Annotated in this window: 1 protein-coding gene; it reads right to left on the bottom strand. The window is 39.8% G+C overall.

Translation table 11 applies throughout. From position 1 onward, the window contains the following. Positions 1-259, bottom strand: a 259-nt coding sequence (locus tag AB0T83_RS20480; protein WP_435891203.1) for a hypothetical protein, incomplete at both ends; no start/stop codon positions are given.

Below are 259 nucleotides of genomic sequence, written 5' to 3'. Positions count from 1 at the left end.
AATCTTTTCAGCGATATCTACCGCCATTTCATAGTATTTGTTCTCCGGCTTCAGTCGGGCAGAACCAAATATAGAAACACATGGTCCAATTTTAGCCAGTTTTTCATAACCATCTACAAATTCAGCCATAACCTTGAAGACCATCCAGCTGTCTTTGGTGATCGTTTCGTCCCAAGTTTTCTGTCTGAAACTGTTGTGCAGTTTTGTTTCGTTACTATCAAGTTCTGGATTTACTAAACTTTCATCCCTGGTTCCATCA

The organism is Meridianimarinicoccus marinus, assembly GCF_040689105.1.
GTDB classification, from domain to species: Bacteria; Pseudomonadota; Alphaproteobacteria; order Rhodobacterales; family Rhodobacteraceae; genus Meridianimarinicoccus; species Meridianimarinicoccus marinus.
Note: the sequence above shows the minus strand (reverse complement) of the source record. Positions and strands in the feature narration are given on the sequence as shown.